Source organism: Modestobacter sp. SYSU DS0290 (assembly GCF_054050955.1).
The window spans coordinates 26,290-44,246 of the sequence record NZ_JBJHAI010000014.1; the positions used below are offsets into that span (position 1 = coordinate 26,290).

Genomic DNA, 17,957 nt, shown 5'->3' on the forward strand with positions numbered 1-17,957 from the left:
CGTGCAGACGGGGGCCGGCCCCGACGTGCAGCGGGTGGTCACCGGGTACCTCGACCACCTGACGGTCGAGCGCGGGCTGGCCGCCAACACCATCGCCTCCTACCGCCGGGACCTGCGCCGGTACGCGAAGTTCCTCGCGGCCACCGGTGTGCGCGGCCTGGCCGAGGTGGGGGAGTCCGACGTCGCGGCGTTCCTGGTGGCGCTGCGCACCGGCGACCAGGACCACCCGCCGCTGTCGGCGACGTCGGCGGCGCGCGCGGTGGTCGCCGTCCGGGGGCTGCACCGCTTCGCGCTGCTCGACGGGCTGGTGCCCGACGACGTCGCCGCCGAGGTGCGACCGCCCGCCCCGGCCCGCCGGCTGCCCAAGGCGATCCCGGTGGCGGAGGTCGAGGCGCTGCTGACCGCGGCCGGCTCCGTGGAGGGCCCCCGCGGGCTGCGCGACCGGGCACTGCTGGAGCTGCTCTACGGCACCGGGGCACGGATCTCCGAGGCGGTCGGGCTGGCCGTCGACGACCTCGACCTGTCCGCCGCTGCGGTACGGCTGGCCGGCAAGGGCGGCAAGGAGCGGGTGGTGCCGGTCGGCAGCTACGCCGTCCGCTCCGTCGAGGACTACCTGGTGCGGGCGCGGCCGGCGCTCGCCGAGAAGGGGCGGACCGGGGTGCGCGGGGGAGCGTTGTTCCTCAACGCCCGCGGCGGGCCGCTGTCCCGGCAGAGCGCCTGGTCGATCCTGCGGGACGCCGCCGAGCGGGCAGGGATCTCCGCCGAGCTGTCCCCGCACACGCTGCGGCACTCCTTCGCCACCCACCTGCTCGACGGCGGCGCCGACGTCCGGGTCGTGCAGGAGCTGCTCGGGCACGCCTCGGTGACCACCACGCAGGTGTACACGCTGGTCACCGTCGACCGGCTGCGCGAGGTCTACGCCACCAGCCACCCCCGCGCCCTGCGCTGACCAGCCCGCGCAGCCCGTCGGCAGATTTGTCGACAACTCGACCGCCAACCGGTCACGTCCCCCTCCCGGGCTGCCGAGATCACCGGTGGGAGATCGGTGCGGAGGCTTCCCCCCGCCGTGCCGCGAGGTCTCCCGGCGCGGTCACCGTCCGGTGGTCGCGGGTCCGGGGCCGGCGCACGCCGCCGGCCGGCACCAGCGAGGGAAGAGGGCGCACACCATGTCGACACGAGCCGAGGCGGCGGGGCGCGCGGTCGCGCTCCCGTACGGCGGGGCCCCGGCCGGCGATGCCGAGATGGGGGCGCCGGCCAGCCGGATGGACCCGGCGAAGGCGCGGCAGCGCAAGCTGCCCGACCCCAAGCCGCTCACGCAGCACGGGCCGGCGCGGATCATCGCGATGTGCAACCAGAAGGGCGGCGTCGGCAAGACGACGTCCACCATCAACCTGGGTGCCGCCCTCACCGAGGCCGGGCGCAAGGTGCTGCTGGTCGACCTGGACCCGCAGGGCGCGCTGTCGGTCGGCCTGGGCATCCCCGCCCAGCAGCTGGACCGCACGATCTACAACGCCCTGATGGAGCCGGCCACGACGCTGGCCGACGTCCGCGTGGCCACCGGCGTGCCCGGCCTGGACCTGGTGCCCAGCAACATCGACCTGTCCGCCGCCGAGGTGCAGCTGGTCAGCGAGGTCGCCCGCGAGCAGACCCTGATGCGGGTGCTCGCCCCGATCCGCGCCGAGTACGACTACGTGCTCATCGACTGCCAGCCCTCGCTGGGCCTGCTGACGGTCAACGCGCTGACCGCCGCGCACGGCGTGATCATCCCGCTGGAGTGCGAGTTCTTCTCCCTGCGCGGCGTCGCCCTGCTGGTCGACACCATCGACAAGGTCAAGGAGCGCCTCAACCCGGCGCTGGAGGTCTCCGGGATCCTCGCCACCATGTACGACACCCGGACCGTGCACTGCCGCGAGGTGTTCAGCCGCGTGGTCGAGGCCTTCGGCGACACCGTCTTCCAGACCGTCATCGGCCGCACCGTCCGCTTCCCGGAGACGACCGTCGCCGGGCAGCCGATCACCACCTGGGCGCCCACGTCCTCCGGCGCCGCGGCCTACCGCGACCTGGCCAAGGAGGTCATCGCACTGTGACGCGCCGTCCCGTGCTGCCCGGAGCCAGCGAGCTGTTCCGGCGCACCGACGCACCGGCCGCGCCGTCGGCGCCGGTCACTGAGCTGCCGACCCTCGCCGCCGCGCAGTCGTCCCCGGCCCTGCGCGGCGCCAAGGCCGAGCCCGCCCGGCCGGCCGCCGAGCCGCAGACCGCTCCGCCGCCGCCCGGCGCGGCGCCGCTGACCCTGGTGCCCGACGTGGCCGGAGGAGCGCCGCGGATCGTCGTCGACGAGCTCGCCGGCCACCGCGCCGCGCTGCCCGCGCCGGCCCCGAAGCCCGCGGCCCGCCAGCGCGCCGACCGCGGGCGCACCCGGCACGAGGAGAAGATCACCGTCTACTGCTCCGCCGAGGAGCTGCTGGCGCTGGAGTCGGCCCGGCTCACGCTGCGCGGCCAGCACGGCGTGGTGGCCGACCGGGGACGGATCGTCCGTGAGGCGATCGCCGTCCTGTTGTCCGACTACGAGCTGCACGGCGAGGACTCCGTCCTCGTCCGCCGCCTCCGGAAGTGAGCTGACCACCCGGGGCACCGGTCCTACGCTGGACCGGTGCCCCCGACGCCGTTCATCGACGAGCTGGTCCGCCGGCTGCGGATGGACGAGCGCGAGGTCGAGGTGCGGTACGGCGGCCACCGCTCGGTGGAGATCCGCCTGCACCCGGCAGACCTCGACCACCCGGTGACCCTCTGGACGAAGGAACCCCACCTCGAGGCAGCCGTGGTGCACATCGGCGAGGGCTGCCGGGACGACCTGTGGCCGGACCACAGCGTGGAGTCCGCCGGGTTCAACCTGCTGCTGGTGCACCTGGACGAGGTGATCGCCAGCCGCGACACCACCGAGCCGTTGCGGATCACCCCCGTGGGGCTGGAGTGGCCACGGTGGTTCCGTGGCTGACCAGCGGCTGGTGGCGATCTAGGCTCGGATCATGACGACGACGGCGCCGGAGGTGGTCTCCGACGGCCGGTTCACCGTCCGGCTGACCAACTTCGAGGGCCCGTTCGACCTGCTGCTGCAGCTGATCGGCAAGCACAAGCTCGACGTCACCGAGATCGCGCTGGCGAAGGTCACCGACGAGTTCATCGCCCACCTGCGGGCGCTGGGTGACGAGCTGGACCTGGACCAGGCCAGCGAGTTCCTCGTCGTGGCCGCGACCCTGCTGGACCTCAAGGCCGCCCGGCTGCTGCCGGCCGCGGACGTCGAGGACGAGGACGACCTGGAGCTGCTGGAGGCGCGCGACCTGCTGTTCGCCCGGCTGCTGCAGTACCGGGCGTACAAGCAGGCGGCCGAGTTCCTCCGCGAACGGGAGTCCGCCGCGGCCCGCCGCCACCCCCGCGACGCCGCGCTGGAGCCCCGGTTCGCCGACCTGCTGCCCGAGGTGCTGCTGGGGGTCGGCCCGGAGCAGTTCGCCGCGCTCGCCGCCCAGGCCCTCACCCCCAAGCCCCCGCCGACGGTCAGCGTCTCCCACCTGCACGCGCCGGCGGTGAGCCTCACCGAGCAGCTGGTCCTGGTCCGCGCCCGGCTGGCCGAGGCGGGCACCGCCACCTTCCGCGGCCTGAGCCGGGACTGCGCGCACACCCTGGAGGTGGTCGCCCGGTTCCTCGCCCTGCTGGAGCTGTACCGCCAGCAGCTGGTCACCTTCGACCAGGTCGTCCCGCTGGGGGAGCTGCACGTGCGGTGGACCGGACCGCAGCTGGTCGACGGCCGGCTGCCGGGGCTCGACGACGACGCCGACGAGCGGGTGGAGGAGTACGCGTGACCGGGCCCGAACTGCCCGAGGACCAGCAGACCGGCGACCAGCCGCCCGAGGAGCGCCCCGCCTTCTCCTGGGACGCCCTCGCCGCCGAGTTCGCCGCCGCCGGGCAGGACGCCGACCCGCCGGTCGCGGCCTGGGACGCCATCGCCGCCGAGCTCGCCGCCGGCCTGGGCGCCCCCGAGGACGCCGACGGCCCGCCGCAGGGCTCCCTCCCGGACAGCGCCCCGGCCGCCGACGAACCCGCCGCCGACGGACCCGCCGCACCCCCGCTCGGGCGTGCTCCGGCCGCCCCGCCGGTGGAGCTGGTCGTCGTCCCCGAGCCGGAGGCGCCGGTGGAGGAACCGGCAGCCGCCGCCGCGGAGGAGCCGGACGGCCAGCCGCTGGACCCCGTCGCGCTGCGCGGCGGGCTGGAGGCGCTGCTGTTCGTCGCGGACGCGCCGCTCGACGAGGGCGCCATGGCCGCCGCGCTGCGCTGCTCGGTGCTGCGGCTGCGCCAGGAGCTGGCCGATCTGGCCGCCGAGTACGACGCCCGGCGCGCCGGGACGGTGCTGCGGCGGGTGGGGGAGGGGTGGCGGCTCTACACCCGGGAGGAGCACGCCCCCGTCGTCGAGCGGCACCTGCTCGGTGGGCAGCGCAGCCGGCTGACGCAGGCGGCGCTGGAGACGCTCGCGGTGATCGCCTACCGCCAGCCGGTCACCCGGGCGCGCGTCTCGGCGATCCGCGGGGTGGGTGTCGACGCCGTCGTCCGGACCCTGGTGGCCCGGGGGCTGATCCGGGAGGCCGGCTCGGACCCCGACACCGGGGGAGGGCTGTACGTGACCACGCCGCTGTTCCTGGAGCGGCTCGGCCTCACCGGCCTCGACGAGCTGCCGCCGCTGGCGCCGCTGGTGCCGGACACCCGGACCGTGCTGGACGAGCACCCCGAGCGCTAGCCGGCCCCGTCGCCCTGGCGAGCCGTTGGGGCAGGCGGCGCGGGGTGGGAGACTGGCGGGGATGAACACGCACGCAGACGACGAGTCCCAGACCGCGGGCGGCGAGGGCTGGTCGGAGGAGATGGAGCTCGCGCCGGCCCACCCCGGTGACCGGGACACCACCGAGCCCGACGACGACCGCCCTGGCGAGCGGCTGCAGAAGGTCCTCGCCCGCGCCGGCGTCGGCTCCCGCCGGGTCTGCGAGGAGATGATCGACGCCGGCCGGATCAGCGTGAACGGTGCGGTGGTGATGGCGCAGGGCATGCGGATCGACCCCGACACCGCCGTCATCGCGGTCGACGGGCGGCGGATCGACATCCGCAACGACAAGGTCACCTACGCGATGAACAAGCCCTCCGGCGTCATCACGTCGATGAGCGACGACCGCGGCCGCCCGACGGTGGGCGACATGATGGGCGACCTGGCCGCGGGCCTGGTGCACGTCGGCCGGCTGGACCAGGACACCGAGGGCCTGCTGCTGCTCACCACCGACGGTGAGCTGGCCCACCGGCTCGCTCACCCGTCCTACAACGTGAAGAAGACCTACCTGGCGCAGGTCAGCGGCTCGGTGCCGCGCGACATGGCCCGCCGGCTGCGCAAGGGCATCGAGCTGGAGGACGGCCCGGTGAAGGTCGACTCCTTCTCCGTCGTCGACACCCACGCCGGCCAGTCGGTCGTCGAGGTCGTGCTGCACGAGGGCCGCAAGCACATCGTGCGGCGGCTGCTGGCCGAGGTCGGGCTGCCGGTCAACCGGCTCACCCGCACCGCCGTCGGCCCGGTCGACCTGGCCCGGATGCGCGTGGGCACCATCCGGAAGCTGACCCGCCAGGAGGTCGGCGCCCTGCACGAGCTCGTCGGGCTCTAGAACGCCGACCGCCGGTGCCCCCGAGGGGGCACCGGCGGTCGGGAGAACGCCAGGAGGGACGGCCGTCGCAGGACAGCCGCCCCTCCGGCCGTCACAGGGCGCGGACCTCCACCGGGGTGCTGAGCACCCGGTCGGTGCCCACCACGCGGGTGGCACCGGTCAGCTGCACCGGCAGTTCGAAGCGCAGGTCCTCGCTCGAGGCGCCCAGCTGGAACACCAGGTCGCCGGGCTCGACGATCCGCTGCATGTCCCGGCCGGTGAACGACGTCCGGTCGGCGTGCACCGTGAAGGTGACCTGCGCCGCGGCACCGGCGGCGAGCTCGACCCGGGCGAACCCGACGAGCTGGCGCACCGGGCGCACCACGCTGGCCACCGGGTCGTGCAGGTAGAGCTGCACGATCTCCGCGCCGTCGCGGTCGCCGGTGTTGCGCACCGTCAGCGACACGGTCACCTCGCCGTCGCTGGGCAGCTCGGCCGCCCCGACCGCGGCGTCCTCCCAGCTGAAGGACGTGTAGGACAGGCCGTGCCCGAACGGGAACGCCGGGGTCGGGTCCGCCGCGCTGATCCCGCTCTTGGCGCCCAGCGCCGCGTGCAGGTAGGTGTTCGGTGCGCCGCCGGGCGTGCTGGCCACCTGGACCGGCAGCTTGCCCGAGGGGTTGACCCGGCCGCTGAGCACACCGGCGACCGCGCCGGCGCCCTCCTCACCCGGGAAGAACGCCTGCACGATGGCGGCGGCCCGGTCGACCACGCCGCCGAGGGCGTAGGGCCGGCCGGTGAGCAGCACCACCACGACGGGCTTGCCGGTCTCCAGCAGGGCGTCGAGCAGCTCGCCCTGGGCGCCGGGCAGCCGCAGGTCGTCGGCGTCGCAGCCCTCGCCGGAGGTGCCGCGGCCGAACAGCCCGGCGACGTCGCCCAGCACGGCCAGCACCACGTCGGCGTCCTCGGCCACCCGGACCGCCTCGGCGATGCCGCTGCGGTCGACCTCCTGCACCGGGCAGCCCCGCGCCGTGGTGACCTCGGCGCCGGGGAACTCGGCGCGGACGGCCTCCAGCAGGGTCGGCAGCTCGATGCCCAGGTCCATGTCCGGGTGCTGCACCCCGACGTGGTTGGGGAAGGCGTAGCAGCCCATCAGCGAGAGCACCTCGTCGGCGGCGGGGCCGACGACGGCGAGCGTGCCCGGGGTGGTCAGCGGCAGGGCGCCGGCCCGGTTGTCCAGCAGGACCACCGAGCGCTCCGCGATGGTGCGGGCCAGCGCCCGCATGTGCGGCGGGTCGAAGTCGATGGTGGTGCCCTCGCGCAGCACCGCCGGCTCCGGGTCCCAGCCGGCGTCGAGCAGGCCGAGCTCGCCCTTCTGCCGCAGCACCCGCTCCAGGGCGGTGTCCACCACCGACATCGGCACCTCGCCGGTGCGGATCCGCTCCAGCAGCGGCTCGCCGTAGCAGCGCACGGTGGGCAGCTCGACGTCGATGCCGGCGGTCAGCGCGAGGGCCGCGGCCTCGCCGGGGCCACCGGCCACGCCCTGGGTGGTCTCCAGGAAGGAGACGGCGAAGTAGTCGGCGACGACCACGCCGTCGAAGCCGAGCTGGCCGCGCAGCAGGTCGGTCATCAGCGCCGGGTCGGCCGCCGGGGGCAGGCCGTCGACGGCGGCGTAGGAGTTCATCACCGAGCGGGCGCCGCCCTCCCGCAGGGCGGTCTCGAACGGCGGGAGCACGACGTCGCGGAACTCCCGCTGACCCATCCGCACCGGGGCGTGGTTGCGGCCGGCCCCGGAGCCGGAGTAGCCGGCGAAGTGCTTGAGGGTGGAGACGATGCCGGCCTCCTCCAGGCCCCGCACGTAGGCGGTGCCCAGCGCCGCGACCAGGTAGGGGTCCTCGGCGATGGTCTCCTCGGTGCGGCCCCAGCGGTGGTCGAAGCTGACGTCGAGGACGGGGGAGAGGCCCTGGTGCACCCCGACCGACCGCATCAGGTCACCGATGCCGCGGGCCATGGTGTGCACCGACTCGGCGTCGAAGGAGGCCCCCCACGCCAGCGGGGTCGGGAACACCGTCGCCTGCCAGGCGGTGAAGCCGGTGAGGCACTCCTCGTGCGCGATGGCCGGGATGCCCAGCCGCGAGCCCTCGACGATGCCCCGCTGGGTCTGCGCCAGGACCCGGGCGCCGGTCTCCGGCTCGACCGGGCCGGTGCCGAACATGCGGGTCAGCTGACCGAGGCCGGGCTTGGTGAGCTCCTCCCACGGCGGGAGCGGCTCGGCGAACTCGTGCTGGTTGGGGGCGACCTCCTCGCCCTCGGAGATCGCCGTCCACACGCCGTACAGCTGGGCGACCTTCTCCTCCAGCGTCATGGCGTCCATGAGCTCGCGCACCCGCTCGTCCAGTGGGCGGGCGGGGTCGCGCCAACCGGCGGTGGCCTCGGCGGGGTCCCCCGCGGTGGCCTCGGCGGCGTGCTGGTCGTTCGGCTTCGTCACGGTGGTGCTCCTGGTGGTCCGGGTTCAGCGGCGGCGAGCTCGACCGCCGGTGGTCAGGTACGGGGAGGTGCGGTGGAGGCGCGGGTGACGAGGTGGGTGGCGAGCTCGACCCGCTGGGTGGCCAGCTCCTCGCCGGTGATCAGCTCGGTGAGCACCCGGCCGGCCATCCGGCCCATGTCCGCCAGCGGCTGGCAGACGGTGGTCAGCGGGGGGGAGGACCAGCGGGCCATGGGCAGGTCGTCGAAGCCGACCACGCTCAGGTCCCCGGGCACCGAGAGCCCGGCCTGCCGGGCGGCCTCCATGACGCCGAAGGCCTGCTCGTCGCTGCCGGCGAAGACCGCGGTGGGCGGGTCGGGCAGCTCCAGCAGCCGGCGGGCCTGCTCGTAGCCGCCCTCGTGGTGGAAGTTGCCGTGGCACAGCAGCTGCGGGTCGACGGCGATGCCGGCCCGGTCCAGGGCGGCGCGGTAGCCGTCCAGCCGGGCGCGGCTGCAGAGGTAGGGCTCCGGCCCGCCGATGGCGGCGATCCGTCGGTGCCCCAGCTCGATGAGGTGCTCGGTGGCGGCCAGCCCGCCGGCCCAGTTGGTCGCGCCCACGCTCGGGACGTCCTGCCCCGGCATGTCGACCGGGTCGATGACGACGACGGGCAGCCGGGAGCGGCCGAGCCGGCGCTGGTCGGCCGGGGTGAGCCGGGAGGTGACCACGATGGCCCCGCGGCGACCGCCGGCGATCAGCTGCTGCACCCAGTCGTTGCCGGGGGACTGGCTCATCGCGTTGACCACCACCTCGAGCCCGCTCTCGGTGATGCCCCGGAGGATCTCGATCGCCCAGGGGCTGTCCAGGGCGGTGAAGACGACGTCGACCAGCAGGCTCTCGGGGGCCTTGCGGTTCAGCGGCACGTAGTTGTACTGCTCGAGCACCTTCTGCACGTGCGCCCGCGTGGCGGGGGCGACGTCCTGCTTGCCGTTGACCACCTTGGAGACGGTCGGCAGCGAGACGCCGGCCGCGGCGGCGATGCTCGCCAGCGTCGGCCGGCCCACCTGTGGGGCAGCCACTGTCGGTCCTCCCGGGTTCGGCATGCGGGCGCCGGCTGCGTGCGGAGCCACGCACACGGCAGGGAGCGCCGGGCGGGCCGGCGTCGCTGTCGGCGTGAAGACGCATGCTAGCCACACGTCGGCAATTATCGAAACTCCCCGGCCGCGAGACCTCGTCCGAGGGGGTGCAGACTGGCCCCATCGAGGTGAATGTCACGGCTTGGACACCGTTCGCCCGTGCGGCAGCCCTGTCGTTGACACGCAACGTGGCGTGTCTTACGTTCTCGCAACTGCCCGAAACTTTCGGTTTTCAACGACGAAACAGGAAGGTGCGTGGGATGAACTCCCGGCGTCTGACCCGTGTGGCCGTCTCGGCCACGTCTCTCGTCCTCATCGGCTCCATGGCCGCCTGCGGGTCCTCCGGCCCCGCCGGTGGTGGTGGCGGCGGCGGCGACACCGCCCAGATCTGGGCGCTGCAGGACACGAACCTGAACCCCATCGAGGAAGCCTCGATCGAGCGCTTCAACGAGCAGTCGGAGTCCGGTGACGCCGAGCTCGCCACCTTCGGCAACGACCCCTACAAGCAGCGGCTGCGGGTCGCGCTGGGCTCGCCCAACGCCCCCGACCTCTTCTTCAACTGGGGCGGTGGCAACCTCAAGGAGTACGTCGACGCCGGTGAGGTCGAGGACCTGACCCCGCTGCTCGACGAGAACCCCGAGCTGCGTGACGCCTTCCTGCCCAGCGTGCTCGCCGGCGCCGAGCTGGACGGCAAGAACTACGGCCTGCCGATGCGCGGCATGCAGCCCGTGATGCTGTTCTTCAACAAGGCGGTCCTCGAGGAGGCCGGTGTCCAGGTGCCCGAGACCTGGGACCAGCTCCTGACCGCTGTCGACCAGCTGAAGGCCGCCGGCAAGACCCCCATCGCGCTGGCCGGCAACCAGGCCTGGACCGAGCTGATGTGGGCCGAGTACCTGCTCGACCGCGTCGGCGGCCCGCAGGTCTTCCAGAACATCCGCGACGGCGTCGAGGGTGACTGGAACCAGCCCGAGGTCCTCGAGGCGATGACCATGCTGCAGCAGCTCATCGAGCGCGGTGCGTTCGGCAGCGACTTCGCCTCGGTCGGCTACGACGTCGGTGGTGCCTCGACGATCCTCGCCCAGGGCGACGCCGGCTTCCACCTGATGGGTTCGTGGGAGTACACGAACCAGCTGGGCCAGAGCCCGGACTTCGTCAACAACGGCGACCTGGGCTGGACCACCTTCCCGGCCGTCGAGGGTGGCCAGGGCGACCCGTCGAACCTGGTCGGCAACGTCTCGAACTTCTACTCGCTGACCACCGACTCCAACAACAAGGAGACGGCCCGCGAGTACCTGCAGACGGCGCTCACGGACGAGGAGTACATCACCGACCTCATCGAGGCCGGTGACGTCCCGCCGGTGCAGGGTGTCCGGGACCAGCTGGCCGAGACGGAGAACGGCGACTACGCGACGTTCATCTACGACGCCACCGTCGACGCGAACAACTTCCAGCTCTCCTGGGACCAGGACCTGACGGCCGACGAGGCAACTGAGATGCTCGAGCAGCTGTCCCGGTTCTTCCTCGGCGAGATCGACGCGCAGGGCTTCGTCGACGCACTGGCCGGCTGAGAGAACGAACGAGAACGGTAGATCATGAGTTCACGAGGGTCGTCAGAGCAGACGGGTCTACAGCGACCGTCCGCTTGGTATGCAGCACCGGCACTGTTCTTCTTCGGGCTGTTCGCACTGGTGCCGATGGTGCTGGTCGTGTACCTCAGCTTCACGGACTGGAACGGCTTCGGTTTCCCCGCCATCTCCGGCGCGGACAACTGGACCCGTCTGGCCCAGGACGGTGAGGCGCTCGACTCGCTGTGGCTGACCCTCGTGTTCATGGTCCTGTCCTGGGTCGTCCAGACCCCGATCGCGCTGGTGATCGGGGTCTGGGCGGCCGGGCGGCAGAAGAACCGGGCGATCCTGAGCTCGCTGTTCTTCCTGCCGCTGCTGCTCTCCACCGCCGCCATCGCCCTGCTGTGGCGTTCGGTGCTCGACCCCAACTTCGGGGTCACCCAGTCGTTGCCCTTCCTGGACAACTTCAACTTCCTCGGGGACACCTCGATCGTGGTGTACGCCGTGGTCTTCGTGGTCAGCTGGCAGTACGTGCCCTTCCACACCCTGCTGTACCAAGCCGCCGCCCGGGGCATCCCGGCCAGCCTCTACGAGGCCGCGACGATCGACGGCGCAGGCCGGTTCAAGCAGTTCTTCCAGATCACGCTGCCGCTGCTGCGGTACACGGTCGTCACCTCGAGCGTGCTGATGCTGGTGGGCTCGTTCACCACCTTCGACACCATCCTGATCCTCACCGGTGGCGGCCCCGGCACGGCGACCCGCGTCGCGCCGCTGTACATGTACATCACCGGGTTCAGCGGCTTCGAGTTCGGCTACGCGAGCGCCATCGCCGTCCTCCTGCTCGTGCTGGGTGGCGTGCTGTCCCTGGTCGTGACCAAGGCGACCGGCTTCCGTGACATGCAGAGCCAGCAGGAAGGGGCGTGACCGTGTCCTCCACCGTCACCCAGACCGCCACCACACCGGCCACGTCGACCGGGGCGACCGCGAGCCGGCCGCCGCGTCGGGGCAAGGGCACCCCGGGCGGCCGGCGCGAGCGGCCGAACTGGCTGGCCGGCATCCTGGCCACCATCTGGCTGGTCATCGTCGCCGTGCCGCTGTACTACCTGGTCGCGGCGAGCTTCCGGACCCGGCAGGACTACCTGTCGACCAGCCCGCTCAACCCGCCGTCGAACCCGACGGCGGAGAACTACACGACGGTGTTCGAGGGTGGGTTCCTCACCTACCTGCTCAACACGGCCGTCGTGACCGTGGCGACCGTGGCGATCGTGGTCGGGCTGTGCGTGCCGGCGGCCTACGCCGTGGCGCGCAACACCGGCCCGCTCGTGCAGCGCGGCTTCTCGCTCATGCTGATCGGCCTGGCGATCCCCGCCCAGGCGACGATCATCCCGGTCTACCTGCTGATCACCCAGCTGCGGCTGTACGACACCCTGCTGGCGATCATCCTGCCGACGGCGGCCTACGCGATGCCGGTCGCCCTGCTGGTGATGACCAACAGCCTCCGGGACATCCCCAAGGAGCTGTACGAGGCCCAGACCCTCGACGGAGCCGGGCCGTTCAAGGTGCTGCGGAACCTGGTCCTCCCGCTGGCGAAGCCGGCGATCACCACGATCTCCGTCTTCACCGCGCTGAACGCCTGGAACGGCTTCCTCTTCCCCCTGGTCCTCACCCAGTCCAAGAGCAACCGCGTGCTCACCCTGGGCCTGTGGGACTTCCAGGGCCAGTTCGGCACCAACGTGCCGGGTCTGCTGGCAGCCGTCACGCTGTCGGTCGTCCCCATCTTCGTGCTCTACCTGTTCGGCCGGCGCTACCTGCTGGGCGGCCTGACGGCCGGCTTCGGCAAGTGACCGTCCCGTACACCTCCTGATCCACCAGCACTCGAGAGGAACCTCCTGATGACCAGCCTCCAGCCCACGCGCGAGGACAAGTTCACCTTCGGCCTGTGGACGGTCGGCTGGCCGGCCGCCGACCCGTTCGGCACCGCGACCCGTGAGCCGGTCGACGTGGTCGAGTCGGTGCACCGCCTCGCCGAGATGGGCGCCTACGGCGTCACCTTCCACGACGACGACGTCATCCCGTTCGGCAGCGACACCGCTGCGCGCGACGCGCACATCAAGCGCTTCCGCGCCGCGATCGACGAGACCGGTCTGGTCGTGCCGATGGTCACCACCAACCTGTTCACCCACCCGGTGTTCAAGGAGGGTGGCCTGACGGCCAACGACCGCGAGGTGCGTCGCTACGCGATGCGCAAGGTCATGCGGAACATGGACCTGGCCGCCGAGCTCGGTGCCCAGACGTACGTGCTGTGGGGCGGCCGCGAGGGCGCCGAGGTCGACATGGCCAAGGACCTCATCGCCGCGCTGGACCGCTACGCCGAGGCGATCGACACCCTGGCCGCCTACTCCGAGGCCCGCGGCTACGGCCTGCGCTTCGCCCTGGAGCCCAAGCCGAACGAGCCCCGCGGCGACATCTTCCTGCCGACCATCGGGCACGCGCTGGGCTTCATCGCCAAGCTCGAGCACTCGCACCTGGTGGGGCTCAACCCGGAGACCGGGCACGAGCAGATGGCGAACCTGAACTTCACCCACGGCATCGCCGAGGCGCTGTGGGCGGGCAAGCTCTTCCACATCGACCTCAACGGCCAGCACGGCCCGAAGTTCGACCAGGACCTGGTCTTCGGCCACGGCGACCTGCTGCAGGCCTTCTCCACCGTCGACCTGCTGGAGAACGGCGGCGTCGACGGCGCCCCGGCCTACGACGGCCCGCGGCACTTCGACTACAAGCCGCTGCGCACCGAGGACATGGACGGCGTGTGGCGTTCGGCCGCGGCCAACATGCGCACCTACCTCATGCTCAAGGAGCGGGCCGCGGCGTTCCGGGCCGACCCCGAGGTGCAGGAGGCGCTGGCCGCCGCCCGGGTGCCGGAGCTGCGGCAGTCCACCCTCGGCGCGGGCGAGACCTTCGAGGACCTGCTGGCCGACCGCTCGGCGTTCGAGGACTTCGACGCCGACGCGGTGGCGAAGCGCGGCGCCGGTGTCGTCCGGGTCGACCAGCTGATGGTCGAGCACCTGCTCGGCGCCCGCTGAGCCGACCGGGGACCTGAGGACAGTTCGATGACGTTGGTGGCCGGGGTCGACTCCTCGACCCAGTCGTGCAAGGTCGTGGTGCGGGACGCCGAGAGCGGCGCCCTGGTCCGTGAGGGCCGGGCGTCGCACCCGGAGGGCACCGAGGTCGACCCCGCCGCCTGGGAGGCGGCACTGCGGGAGGCGATCGACCAGGCCGGTGGCCTGGGCGACGTCGCCGCGGTGGCCGTCGGGGGGCAGCAGCACGGCATGGTCTGCCTCGACGAGGCCGGCCAGGTCGTGCGCCCCGCGCTGCTGTGGAACGACACCCGGTCGGCCGGCGCCGCGACCGACCTCATCGCCGAGCTCGGCGACGGGGACAGCGACGCCGGCCGCCGGGCCTGGGCCGACGCGGTCGGCCTGGTGCCGGTGGCGTCGTTCACCGTCACCAAGCTGCGCTGGCTGGCCGAGCACGAGCCGGAGAACGCAGCCCGGACGGCGGGGGTCTGCCTCCCGCACGACTGGCTGACCTGGCGGCTGGCCGGCTCACCGGGCCTGGACGCCCTCGTCACCGACCGGGGCGACGCCAGCGGCACCGGCTACTGGTCACCGTTCACCGGGGAGTACCGGGCCGACCTGCTGGAGCGGGCGTTCGGCTCCACCCCGGCGCTGCCGCGGGTGCTGGGGCCGGCGGAGCGCGCCGGGCAGGTGGCCGCTGGGGCGCTGGCCGCCGACGGCGGTGCGGTGCTCGGTCCGGGCAGTGGCGACAACGCCGCCGCCGCGCTGGGCATCAACGCCGAGCCCGGGGACGTCGTCCTCTCCATCGGCACCTCCGGGGTCGTCTCCACCGTCTCCACCACCCCCTCGGCCGACCCCTCCGGGACCGTGGCCGGGTTCGCCGACGCCACCGGCAACTTCCTGCCGCTGGTCGTGACGCTGAACGCCGCCCGGGTGCTGGACGCCACGGCCCGGCTGCTGGGGGTCGACCACGAGGAGCTCTCCCGGCTGGCGCTCACCGCGCCGGCCGGCTCCGGCGGGCTGGTCATGGTGCCCTACCTCGAGGGGGAGCGGACGCCCGACCGTCCGCACGCCACCGGCGCGCTGCACGGGCTGACCCTCGGCACCAGCGACCCCGCCCACCTGGCGCGTGCGGCGGTCGAGGGGCTGCTGTGCGGGCTGGCCGACGGGCTGGAGGCCATCGCCGCCCTCGGCAACCCGGTCCGCCGGGTGCTCCTGGTGGGCGGCGGTGCCCGGTCCGAGGCGGTCCGCCGCCTCGCCCCCGCAGTGCTCGGCGTCCCGGTGCTCGTGCCCCCACCGGGGGAGTACGTCGCCGACGGCGCCGCCCGTCAGGCAGCCTGGACCCTCGCCGGGGGCGACACCCCGCCGGTCTGGCCCGCCACCAGCACGGAGACCTACCAGGCCGACCCGGTCCCGCACGTGCGGGAGCGTTATGCCGAGGTCCGGGAGATGACCGCCGCGCGGGTCTGATCCGCGCGACGTCGGGGCGTTCGTGAGAGGGCCTGCCCAGCCACTGCACCACCGTGAACCCACCCACTCGGATCGTCCGGCACGTTCCTGCCGGTAGGAGGACCACACCATGGCGTCTGTCACCTACGACCACGCGACCCGCCTGTACGCCGGGGCGCAGCGCCCCGCGGTGGACGCGCTCGACCTGGAGATCGAGGACGGCGAGTTCCTCGTGCTCGTCGGCCCGTCGGGCTGCGGGAAGTCGACCTCGCTGCGCATGCTCGCCGGCCTGGAGGAGATCGACGGCGGGCGCATCCTCATCGGCGGCCGGGACGTCACCGGCGTCGCCGCCAAGGAGCGCGACATCGCGATGGTGTTCCAGAACTACGCGCTGTACCCGCACATGACCGTCGCCGACAACATGGGCTTCGCGCTCAAGATGGCCGGCGTCGGCAAGGAGGAGCGCCGCTCGCGCGTGGAGGAGGCGGCGAAGCTGCTGGACCTCGAGCCCTACCTGGACCGCAAGCCGCGGGCGCTCTCCGGTGGTCAGCGCCAGCGCGTCGCCATGGGCCGGGCGATCGTGCGCAGCCCGCAGGTCTTCCTGATGGACGAGCCGCTGTCGAACCTCGACGCCAAGCTGCGCGTGCAGACCCGCACCCAGATCGCCTCGCTGCAGCGCCGCCTGGGCGTCACCACCGTCTACGTCACCCACGACCAGACCGAGGCCATGACCATGGGCGACCGGGTCGCGGTGCTCAAGGACGGGTTGCTGATGCAGGTCGGCAAGCCCCGCGAGCTCTACGACCAGCCGAGGAACGTCTTCGTGGCCGGCTTCATCGGCTCGCCGGCGATGAACCTCTTCGACCTGGACGTCGTGGACGGCGGGGTCTCCTTCGGCGACACCGTCTACCCGGTGCCCCGTGACGTGCTCGGCCAGACCGCCGCCGGCAAGGTCACCGTCGGCATCCGTCCCGAGGACGTCGAGTTCTCCGAGCACGGCCTGACCGTCGAGGTCGACGTGGTCGAGGTGCTCGGCGCCGACGCCTACGTCTACGGGCGCACCAAGCTCGGCGACGGCGAGCACGACATCATCGCCCGCGCCGACGGCCGCACCCCGCCGGAGAAGGGCGACGTGCTGCACGTCAGCCCGCGCCGGGGCCACGTGCACCTGTTCGACGCCACGAGCGGCGAGCGCATCGGATGACGACGGTCCTCCCGACCGGGCAGCAGTACCTGCTCACCTGCGCCGGCGCGGAGGTGACCGTCGTCGAGGTGGGCGGCGGGCTGCGCACCTACCGCGCCGGCGGCCGGGAGGTCGTCGACGGGTTCGCCGAGCACGAGCTGGCGGAGTACGGACGCGGGCACGTCCTCGCGCCGTGGCCGAACCGGCTGCGCGACGGCCGCTACACCTGGGACGGTCTGCAGCAGCAGCTGCCGCTGACCGAGCCGGAGGTGGCCAACGCCATCCACGGCCTGGTCCGCTTCGTCAGCTGGGGGGTGGTCGAGCGCGCGAGCGACGCGATCACTCTGGAGCACCTGCTGCACCCGCAGCCGGGCTACCCGTTCACGCTGCGGCTGCGGGTCTCCTACGAGCTGTCTCCCGAGGGGCTCACGGTCACCACGACCGCGACCAACGAGGGCGACGCGGCGCTGCCCTACGGCGAGGGGCACCACCCCTACCTCGCGGCCGGGGCCGGGTTGCGGGTCGACGACTGCACGGTGGTCGCCCCCGGTGCCACCCGGCTGGAGACGGACGAGCGGGGCATCCCGACCGGCTCCGAACCGGTCGAGGGCACCGAGTACGACCTGCGTGCGGGCCGGCTCATCGGTGAGCTGCGGATCGACCACGCTTTCACCGACCTCGAGCGGGGCCCCGACGGGCTCGCCGAGGTCCGGCTGACCCGCCCGGACGGTCGCGGCGCCGCCGTCTGGATGGACGCCTCGTACGACCACGTGCAGGTGTTCACCGGTGACGTCGTCGTCGGGCCGCGCCGTCGGTGCGGGCTCGCGGTGGAGCCGATGACCTGCCCGCCCAACGCGCTGCAGAGCGGTGAAGGGGTCCGCCGGCTGGAGCCGGGGGAGTCCGCGACCGGCCGCTGGGGCATCCGCCCGATCGGCTGAGCCCCGTTCCGGGACGGCCGCCGACGGCGGCCGTCCCGGGCGGGTGGCGCGGCGTCCCTAGACTCGACCGAGGTGCGCGGCGACCCGCGTGCCGAAGCGATCGAGGAGAGTGCCGTGGCCGTCCGAGCCATCCGGGGTGCGACGCAGGTGGCCGCCGACGACCGGGACGAGGTCCTGGAGGCCACCCGGGAACTGGTGGCCACCGTGCTGGAGCGCAACCGGCTGCAGTCGCCCGACCTGATCAGCATCCTGTTCACCGCCACTCCCGACCTGGTGTCGGAGTTCCCCGCGCTGGCCGCCCGGGAGCTGGGGCTGGGTGACGTGCCGCTGATGTGCGCCACGGAGATCGCCGTGCCGCACGCGCTGCCGAGGGTGCTCCGGCTCATGGCGCACGTCGACACGGCGCTGAGCCGGGCGGACATCCAGCACGTCTACCTGCGGGGCGCGGTCGCGCTGCGCCGGGACATCGCGCAGTGAGCGGG

At 73.2% G+C, this 17,957-nt stretch carries 17 protein-coding genes; 15 read left to right on the forward strand and 2 right to left on the reverse strand.

The window, feature by feature from the left end; translation table 11 throughout:
- Position 1 precedes the first annotated feature (1 nt).
- The 7 genes from xerD to ACI795_RS12765 all read left to right on the forward strand — a co-directional run bounded on the left by xerD (position 2) and on the right by ACI795_RS12765 (position 5,690).
- Positions 2–949 carry a site-specific tyrosine recombinase XerD gene (xerD, locus tag ACI795_RS12735; RefSeq protein WP_457075888.1) on the forward strand — a complete coding sequence of 316 codons (948 nt, stop codon included), beginning with the start codon at positions 2–4 and terminating at the stop codon, positions 947–949.
- 217 nt (positions 950–1,166) lie between these two features.
- Positions 1,167–2,087: a ParA family protein gene (locus ACI795_RS12740; RefSeq protein ID WP_457075889.1), complete on the forward strand. Its 921-nt coding sequence runs from the start codon at positions 1,167–1,169 to the stop codon at positions 2,085–2,087.
- Positions 2,084–2,614: a hypothetical protein gene (locus ACI795_RS12745; protein ID WP_457075890.1), complete on the forward strand. Its 531-nt coding sequence runs from the start codon at positions 2,084–2,086 to the stop codon at positions 2,612–2,614. The genes ACI795_RS12740 and ACI795_RS12745 overlap by 4 nt, the downstream gene beginning before the upstream one ends.
- Before the next feature lie 36 nt (positions 2,615–2,650).
- A complete protein-coding gene (locus ACI795_RS12750; protein WP_457075891.1) occupies positions 2,651–2,995 on the forward strand; it encodes a hypothetical protein in 345 nt (114 codons plus the stop codon).
- Positions 2,996–3,026: 31 nt separating this feature from the next.
- Positions 3,027–3,857 (forward strand): segregation and condensation protein A, encoded by an 831-nt coding sequence (locus ACI795_RS12755; protein WP_457075892.1) that lies wholly within the window; start codon positions 3,027–3,029, stop codon positions 3,855–3,857.
- Positions 3,854–4,786: an SMC-Scp complex subunit ScpB gene (scpB, locus tag ACI795_RS12760; RefSeq protein WP_457075893.1), complete on the forward strand. Its 933-nt coding sequence runs from the start codon at positions 3,854–3,856 to the stop codon at positions 4,784–4,786. Before ACI795_RS12755 ends, scpB begins: the two co-directional genes overlap by 4 nt.
- A gap of 61 nt (positions 4,787–4,847) precedes the next feature.
- Positions 4,848–5,690 carry a pseudouridine synthase gene (locus ACI795_RS12765; RefSeq protein ID WP_457075894.1) on the forward strand — a complete coding sequence of 281 codons (843 nt, stop codon included), beginning with the start codon at positions 4,848–4,850 and terminating at the stop codon, positions 5,688–5,690.
- Between the two features lie 91 nt (positions 5,691–5,781).
- Here ACI795_RS12765 and ACI795_RS12770 read toward each other — a convergent pair whose 3' ends face one another.
- Together ACI795_RS12770 and ACI795_RS12775 are read right to left on the reverse strand one after the other, a co-directional pair.
- The gene (locus ACI795_RS12770; protein ID WP_457075895.1) at positions 5,782–8,154 is read right to left on the reverse strand and encodes a beta-xylosidase/alpha-l-arabinosidase; all 2,373 of its coding nucleotides are present in this window, start codon (positions 8,152–8,154) and stop codon (positions 5,782–5,784) included.
- Positions 8,155–8,207: 53 nt separating this feature from the next.
- Complete coding sequence (locus tag ACI795_RS12775) at positions 8,208–9,206, reverse strand: LacI family DNA-binding transcriptional regulator (protein ID WP_457075896.1); 999 nt, start codon at positions 9,204–9,206, stop codon at positions 8,208–8,210.
- A 317-nt stretch (positions 9,207–9,523) separates the two neighbouring features.
- Here ACI795_RS12775 and ACI795_RS12780 point away from each other — a divergent pair, with 317 nt between their 5' ends.
- From ACI795_RS12780 to aroH, 8 genes are all read left to right on the forward strand, one after another.
- Positions 9,524–10,831 (forward strand): ABC transporter substrate-binding protein, encoded by a 1,308-nt coding sequence (locus ACI795_RS12780; protein ID WP_457075897.1) that lies wholly within the window; start codon positions 9,524–9,526, stop codon positions 10,829–10,831.
- Between the two features lie 126 nt (positions 10,832–10,957).
- Positions 10,958–11,752, forward strand: a complete 795-nt coding sequence (locus ACI795_RS12785) for a carbohydrate ABC transporter permease (RefSeq protein WP_457075898.1) — start codon at positions 10,958–10,960, stop codon at positions 11,750–11,752.
- Positions 11,749–12,672: a carbohydrate ABC transporter permease gene (locus ACI795_RS12790; protein WP_457075899.1), complete on the forward strand. Its 924-nt coding sequence runs from the start codon at positions 11,749–11,751 to the stop codon at positions 12,670–12,672. The genes ACI795_RS12785 and ACI795_RS12790 overlap by 4 nt, the downstream gene beginning before the upstream one ends.
- 48 nt (positions 12,673–12,720) lie before the next feature.
- Complete coding sequence (gene xylA, locus ACI795_RS12795; protein WP_457075900.1) at positions 12,721–13,911, forward strand: xylose isomerase; 1,191 nt, start codon at positions 12,721–12,723, stop codon at positions 13,909–13,911.
- Between the two features lie 27 nt (positions 13,912–13,938).
- Positions 13,939–15,375: a xylulokinase gene (gene xylB / locus ACI795_RS12800; RefSeq protein WP_457075901.1), complete on the forward strand. Its 1,437-nt coding sequence runs from the start codon at positions 13,939–13,941 to the stop codon at positions 15,373–15,375.
- A 109-nt stretch (positions 15,376–15,484) separates the two neighbouring features.
- On the forward strand, positions 15,485–16,558 hold the full coding sequence (locus tag ACI795_RS12805) for an ABC transporter ATP-binding protein (RefSeq protein ID WP_457075902.1): 1,074 nt from the start codon (positions 15,485–15,487) through the stop codon (positions 16,556–16,558).
- Positions 16,555–17,475, forward strand: coding sequence for an aldose 1-epimerase family protein (locus ACI795_RS12810; protein WP_457075903.1), 921 nt, complete (start codon positions 16,555–16,557; stop codon positions 17,473–17,475). The genes ACI795_RS12805 and ACI795_RS12810 overlap by 4 nt, the downstream gene beginning before the upstream one ends.
- Positions 17,476–17,589: 114 nt before the next feature.
- Positions 17,590–17,952, forward strand: a complete 363-nt coding sequence (aroH, locus tag ACI795_RS12815; protein ID WP_457075904.1) for a chorismate mutase — start codon at positions 17,590–17,592, stop codon at positions 17,950–17,952.
- Positions 17,953–17,957 lie beyond the last annotated feature (5 nt).

Coding starts and splice junctions, on each gene's coding strand:
- ACI795_RS12740 (WP_457075889.1), top strand. CDS start 1,167: ATGTCGACACGAGCCGAGGCGGCGGGGCGCGCGGTCGCGCTCCCGTAC.
- ACI795_RS12755 (WP_457075892.1), top strand. CDS start 3,027: ATGACGACGACGGCGCCGGAGGTGGTCTCCGACGGCCGGTTCACCGTC.
- ACI795_RS12765 (WP_457075894.1), top strand. CDS start 4,848: ATGAACACGCACGCAGACGACGAGTCCCAGACCGCGGGCGGCGAGGGC.
- ACI795_RS12780 (WP_457075897.1), top strand. CDS start 9,524: ATGAACTCCCGGCGTCTGACCCGTGTGGCCGTCTCGGCCACGTCTCTC.
- ACI795_RS12785 (WP_457075898.1), top strand. CDS start 10,958: ATGGTGCTGGTCGTGTACCTCAGCTTCACGGACTGGAACGGCTTCGGT.
- xylA (WP_457075900.1), top strand. CDS start 12,721: ATGACCAGCCTCCAGCCCACGCGCGAGGACAAGTTCACCTTCGGCCTG.
- xylB (WP_457075901.1), top strand. CDS start 13,939: ATGACGTTGGTGGCCGGGGTCGACTCCTCGACCCAGTCGTGCAAGGTC.
- ACI795_RS12805 (WP_457075902.1), top strand. CDS start 15,485: ATGGCGTCTGTCACCTACGACCACGCGACCCGCCTGTACGCCGGGGCG.
- ACI795_RS12810 (WP_457075903.1), top strand. CDS start 16,555: ATGACGACGGTCCTCCCGACCGGGCAGCAGTACCTGCTCACCTGCGCC.